The organism is Mycobacterium sp. 4D054, assembly GCF_052245755.1.
In the GTDB taxonomy this organism is placed as follows: domain Bacteria; phylum Actinomycetota; class Actinomycetes; order Mycobacteriales; family Mycobacteriaceae; genus Mycobacterium.
On the sequence record NZ_JBQQCF010000130.1, the window covers coordinates 1 to 1,587 of the forward strand.

General features: G+C 66.2%; 1 protein-coding gene. It reads left to right on the plus strand.

Features of this window, described 5'->3' with window-relative positions; translation table 11 throughout:
- Positions 1 to 1,587: hypothetical protein (locus tag ACTWP6_RS30195; RefSeq protein WP_443189628.1), on the plus strand; the 1,587-nt coding region annotated here is incomplete at both ends.

The following is a 1,587-nucleotide window of genomic DNA, read 5'->3' on the forward strand; positions in this document are numbered from 1 at the left end:
TCTCCTGGGGCGGTCTGCCGGCCGGTGTGGATGCGCATTACGCCGACGGGGTGTTGACGTTTACCGGCACTGCCTCGGTGGCGGTGTATCAGCAACTTCTGCAGTCGGTGACGTTGACCTCGACGGGTGCGGGGCTGAAGTCGGTGTCGTTCACGGTGGTCGATGGTGAGGGTAACGCCAGTACGGTGCCCGCGGGCACGGTGGTCACGATCGTCGGTCTGGTGACCGAGGTGCCGCCGTTGGTGGTGGTGTCCCCGGTGGCCACCGGGGCGGTGGGGTCGCCGATCACGGTCAGCCCGATCGTGGTCATCACCGACCTGGACTCTGATCAGATCGATTCGGCCACAGTCACGGTGAATAACGCGTCGGCCGACGATGTGCTCGGTTGGGGTTCAGTGCCGGAGGGCATCTCCGCGGAATACTCCGGCGGCGTCCTCACATTTACCGGCGCCGCGTCGGTGGCGGTGTATCAGCAGTTGTTGCAGTCGGTGACGTTGACCTCGACCGGTGCGGGGTTGAAGTCGGTCAGCTTCGCCGTGACCGACGCCCAGGGCAACACCAGTGCGGTGCCGGCGGGCACGGTGGTCACGGTGGTCGGTCTGGTGACCGAGGTGGCGCCGTTGGTGGTGGTGTCGCCGGTGGCGGCCGGCAGCGCCGGGTCGCCGATCACAGTCAGCCCGGTCGTGGTGATCACAGACCTGGACTCTGATCAGATCGGCTCGGCCACAGTCACACTGAGTAACCCGTCGGCCGGTGACGTGCTCTCCTGGGGCGGTGTGCCGGCCGGTGTGGATGCGCATTACGCCGACGGGGTGTTGACGTTTACCGGCACTGCCTCGGTGGCGGTGTATCAGCAACTTCTGCAGTCGGTGACGTTGACCTCGACGGGTGCGGGGTTGAAGTCGGTGTCGTTCACGGTGGTCGATGGTGAGGGTAACGCCAGTACGGTGCCGGCGGGCACGGTGGTCACGATCGTCGGTCTGGTGACTGAGGTGGCGCCGTTGGTGGTGGTGTCCCCGGTGGCGGCCGGCAGTGCCGGGTCGCCGATCACGGTCAGCCCCATCGTGGTGATCACCGATCTGGATTCTGATCAGATCGGTTCGGCCACAGTCACGGTGAACAATCCGTCGGCCGGTGACATGCTCTCCTGGGGCGGTCTGCCGACCGGTGTGGATGTGCACTACGCCGACGGGGTGTTGACGTTCACCGGGTCTGCGTCGGTGGCGGTGTATCAGCAGTTGTTGCAGTCGGTGACGTTGACCTCGACGGGTGCGGGGTTGAAGTCGGTCAGCTTCGCCGTGACCGACGCCCAGGGCAACACGAGTGCGGTGCCGGCGGGCACGGTGGTGACAGTGGTCGGTCTGGTGACTGAGGTGGCGCCGTTGGTGGTGGTGTCCCCGGTGGCGGCCGGCAGTGCCGGGTCGCCGATCACGGTCAGCCCGATCGTGGTGATCACCGACCTGGACTCGGATGAGATCGGTTCGGCGACAGTCACTGTCAACGATCCAGCCGCCGGTGATGTGCTCGGTTGGGGTGCGGTGCCGGAGGGGATCTCCGCGGCGTACTCCGGCGGTGTGTTGACGTTCA